We start from the raw sequence: 5,097 nt of genomic DNA on the forward strand, positions 1-5,097 counted from the left end.
CAGCGGGTTGATCTGCTGCTGGGCCAGGTCCGCAGGCAATTGCGCGTTGAGGGTGACGCGGGTCGAGTAACCGTTGGCGGCACTGGCGCCGGTTGCGCCGGTGGTGGTTTTTGCACCCGCCCCGATGTAGGTGTAACCCGGGCGCACCACGCTGTTGTCGATACCGGCCTGCGCCTTGACGTCCACCGCGCCGCCAGCCTGAATCACGGCAGCGTAACGCTGATCATCGCTGGCGATTTTGGTGACTTTGCCGAACTGGGTGCGCTCGATCTCCATCATGCCGATGAAGTTGGCCACCGTGGCCTCAAGGCCGCCGAGGTCATTGGGGTTGTAACCGGCGCTTTTGTACCAGTATTTGTTGGTGAGTGCGGCGGCTGCATCGAACCAGCGTCCAGGGTGCTTGGTGCGCTCTGACGTGAAAAGACGATAGGTCTCGGTCTCGCCGATTTCGATGCCGGTGTTGACCAGGTTGTTCAGGCGCGCGGTGAAGTTACCGCCGGCCGCGATCGAGCTGCTGCTGTTGAGCAGGTCGCCACCCGCCAGGGTCATGTTGCGCCCGGCGGTGATACTCGAACCGGCACTGGCGGCGGTCACTTCCAGCTTGTCGCGGGTCAGCAACTCCCACACGTAGTTGCGCGGGGTGCCGCCTGCTTTGCAGTCACCGGCGTTGACGTACTTGATGCACGCGCCCTCGGTGGCCGAGGCGGTGTAGACACCCGCATCGTTGACGGTCAGTACCGCACGTTCATTCTTGATTGTGGCGGCGGTGAGGGTCAGGTCACCATCACTCTGCATGCTCGATGAGCTGTTGATAATGCTGTCGGCCAGGCCGCCCTTGCCGTCGCGATCGACACTCAGGTTGCCCATGCTGTAGAGGTCGCCGTAGCTGTTGTTCAGCGACGCCACGCGCAGGCTCATGTCGGCGCCGCTGAAGATCAGGCCGTGGTCGTTGAGCAATGCGCCGGTGTTGACCGTGAGCGTTTGCCCGCTGCCGAGCGTGGCGAAGTTGTTGAGCGCGCCCGCGTTGATCAGCAGGTCGGTGGCCGAGGTCAGGCGGCCGCGGTTGTTCAGGGTGCCGCTGAGGGTGGCGCGGGTCACGCCACCGCCGGCGATGCTGGCGGTGTCACTCAAGTTGGCCTGGGCGGCGGTCAGGTTCAGTTTGCCCAGGCTGCTGATGCGCCCGCTGCTGTTCAGCGCGCCGCTCAGGCTCAGGTCAAGGTCGCCGTCGCTGGCGATAAGGCCGTTGGTGGACCAGTTGCCACCGCTGCCGATAAAGCGCCGGGCGCCGAGCAATTGACCGGTCGCGGTCTGTTCGAGGCTGTTGACGTTGACGGTCAGTTGCCCGGCCTGGATCACGCTGCTGTTGGTCCAGGTGTCCTGGGCGATGGTCAGGTCGCCACGGGTGACCAGGCTGCCGCCTACATCGTTGAGATTGCGCGGCGCGATGCCGAAGGTGCCGGTGCCCACATGCAGCACATTGCCGCCGAGGTTCTGCAGGCGGTCGGCGTCCAGGGTCAGGTTGGTGTTGGCCGCTTCCAGCACGCCGTTGCGGTTGTCGAACAGCCCGCCAATGGCGAACTCGGTGGTGCCGCTGTTACCCAGTGCGCGCAGGCGACCGGTCTGGTTGTCCAGGCTGGCGGCGCGGACCTTGAGGGTGGATTCGCTTTCGATGATGCCCAGGCGGTTATTCAACGCGCCGCTGAGATCCAGGTCGATCTGTTGGCCGGCGATCTGGCCATCGTTGTCGCCGCTGTTATCGAAGTCATGCCCGACCACGCGCATCAGGCCTTTGGCATAGAGCCCGCCGTTGCGGTTGTCGAAATTGCCGGTGGTGACCAACGCGTTGCCGCCCTGCGCCGCGATGCGCCCGCCGTAGTTGTCTACGCTGCCGGCTTGCAGGTTGAGGCTTTGCCCCTGCATCACGCCGCCCTGGCGGTTGTTATTAAGGTCGTAACCGTTGCGCAGCACGCCGACCACTTGGGTTTGCAGTGCGGCCTTGAGGCTGGCGAGGGTGCCGCCACGGTTGTCGAGGCTGGCCGCGTTGACATGCAAGTCACCGGCCTGGGCAATCAGTTTGCCGCTCTGGTTATCCAGCGTGTCGGCCACGTTGGCGGTCATGGCGCCCTGGCTTTGCACGGTGCCTTTGCCATTGTCCAGGCGGTTGGCGCTGAGCAGCAGGTCGGCGTTCTGGCTGTAGATCAAGCCGTCGTTGCCGTTCTGCACCAGGCCGCCGGCGGTCAGGCTCAAGCGTTCGTTGGCGGCCAGGGTGCCACGGTTGCGGTTGTCCAGGCCGCCGGTCAGCAGGGTCAACAAGCCTTGGCTGGCGATCTGGCCACCCTGGTTGTTGATCTGCGCCGCGCGGCTGATCAGCAGTGGGCCGCCGCTGGCCAGTTTGCCGTTGGTGTTGGTCAGGGTGGCGAGCAGGTCGAGGGTGGTGGCGGTGCCGCCACTGATACTGCCGGCGCTGTTGTCCAGGTTTTGCGTGTTCAGGCCCAAGGCCGCGCCGCTGTCGATCACGCCGCCGTGGGCGTTGTTCAGCAAGCCGCCGACGGTCAGCGTCTGCCCGGCCGCGCTGGAAAGTACGCCTTTGCTGCTGTTGTCCAGTTCGCCCGCGTTGACGGTCAAGGCTTTCTGGCTGACCAACGCGCCGCCTGCGCTGTTGAGCAGGCTGGCGGTCAGCGTGGCATTGAGGTCGCCGTATCGGCTCGACAAGGTGCCGCCGTTACGGTTATCCAGGTTCGCACCGCTGACCGTCAAACCCTGCCAGCCGGACATCAGGCCATTCTGGTTGATCAGGTTTTCGGCATTGAGCACCAACAGGTTATTGCTGATCAGCTTGCCGTTGCTGTTATTCAACGTGCGGCCTTTGAGGTTCAGGGTTTGCGCGCTGGAGAGTTCGCCGCCCTGGTTGCCGAGGTCACGCAGGTGGTTGATGCTCAGGTTGCCGGCGGTGGTGATCAGGCCACCGGTGTTGTTCAGGTCGCCGGTGGCGGTGCCGAAGTCCAGGGCAATCGCGCTGCCCAGCAGCGAGCCGTTCTGGTTGGCCAGGCTCGCGGTATTGATGCTCAGAAGGTTGGCTGCGTTGATCAGGCCCTGGGCCTGGTTGGCCAATGGGCCGCTCACGTTGAGCAGGGTGTCGCCACGGCTGGTGAGGGTGCCGCCGCTGTTGTCCAGGCTGGCGGCGCTTGCGTCAACCGCAGCCGCAGCAATCATACCCTTGACGTTAGCCAGGGCCTGGCCGATGCGCAGAGTCAGGGCGGCGTTGCTCAGCAGTTTGCCGCTGCTGTTATCGAGGTTGTCGGCGGTGAGTGTGAAGGCCTGGCTGCTGGAAATCTCGCCGCCCTGGTTATGCACATCCTTGAGGTTGTTGAGCATCAGCAACGGCGCGTTGATCAGCCCGCTCTGGTTGTTGAACTGACCACGGTTGAGGTCCAGGGTCAGGGCCTGCGCGCTGGTGATCTGCCCGCCTTGCTGGTTGTTCAGGTCGGCGGTGCTGATGTGCGCGGCCTGGCGCGCGCTCAGGGTGCCTTGTTGGCTGTTGTCGACGCTTGCGCTGGTCAGGGTCAGGGTGCCGTCAGTCACCAGGCGCCCGCCCTGGTTGTCCACCGCGTCACGGGCGCCGATGCTCAGCGGGCCGGCGCTGGAGAGCGCGCCACCACGGTTGACCAGGGTGCCCGTGGTCACGGTGAGCAGCCCTTCGCTGCTGATCAGGCCCTGGTTGCGGTTGAGCAATTGATCGACGTTCAGGTTCAGCCCAGTGCCGGCCACTACCAGGCCGCCATCGCTGTTATCCAGTTGCGTGCCGTTCACCGCCACGCCCGCACGGCTGGAGAGCTCGCCGTTGCGGTTGTCGATGTTGGCGACGTCGATCTGCACGCCGCCGGTGCTGGCGACCAGGCCTTTCTGGCGGTTGTCCAGGCGATTACCGGTGAGGTGAAGAACGCCCTGGCTGGTGACGCGCCCGTTCTGGTTGTCGAGCGTGCCGGCGTTGAGGCTCAACGCCTTGCCCGCCGTGACCAGGCCCGCGACGTTGTCCAGGGTGGTCACCGTCAGGTTGGCAGTGTCCAGGCTGGAGATTTCGCCGCCGGTATTTTGCACCGTGCCCAGCGTGGCAGTCAGCGGCCCGTTACTGGCGATCAATCCGCCCTGGCCGTTCTGCAGCGCGCCGGCGTCGATAGCCAGCGCGGTGTTGCTGAGGACTCGTCCGTTGTTGCGGTTATCGACGGCCGCCGCCGTCACGCGGGCGCCTTGCCGGGCGCTGAGGGTGCCGCCCTGGTTGTTCAAGGCCTGGGAATCGACGCTCAAGCTGCGGCTGGCGATCACGCTGGCGCCGTTGTTGTTGATGGCCTGGCCGCGCAGGCTGACGTCGCCTGTGGTGTTGCGGGTGTTATCGGCGTTGACGCCGGCTTCGATGATGTCTGCGTTGGTCAGCGTGCCGCCGCTGGACAGCGCAATGCGGTCACGTGCGGCCAGGCTTTTGCGACTGTTGAGATCGCCCTGGGTTTGCACCTCCAGGGCGGTACCGGCATAAATCGGTCCCTGGGCGTCAAGGCTGGCGGCTTTGACATTAATTGCGCCGCTGGCAGCGGTCTGCGCCATGCTCAGGCGCCCATTGGCGTCGAGCTGTATATCGCCGCCACTGGCCGCCAGGGTGCCGTCGAGCTTCACGCCCACACCGGCCTCGGTGCCCACCAATTTGATCGCGCCGGCATACATGCCGCCCAAGGCCGACGAGTCGATCGCCAGCTCGGGTTTGGCGCTGCCGTCATCGGCGCGGGCGGTGGTTTTCAGGCTTTGTGCATCGACGTCGTTGCGCCCGGCGATGACGTTGAGTTCGCGGGCGTTGATTTGTGCGTTGATCTTGGCCGAGCGGGTGATGATGTCGAAGCGGTCGACGTTGCTGGCGTTCAGGCCTTCGCCGTCGATGGTCACCGCGCCGCCATCGACCTGGTAGCTTTTCAACTGGCCGGTCGGGTCGATGATGGGTTTGCCGGTGGTCAGGGTGACGTTGGGCGTGTTGATAAAGCCGCAACCGGCGCAGGTCACGCCGTACGGGTTGGCCACGATGACCTTGGCCGACTGCCCCGCCACTTCGGT

1 pseudogene is annotated in these 5,097 nt (G+C 65.0%); it reads right to left on the bottom strand.

The window, feature by feature from the left end:
- Positions 1-5,097, bottom strand: a pseudogene (locus BFP90_RS04890) (hemagglutinin); the annotation flags it as partial.

This window comes from Pseudomonas sp. 24 E 13 (assembly GCF_900004715.1).
GTDB lineage: Bacteria > Pseudomonadota > Gammaproteobacteria > Pseudomonadales > Pseudomonadaceae > Aquipseudomonas > Aquipseudomonas orientalis_A.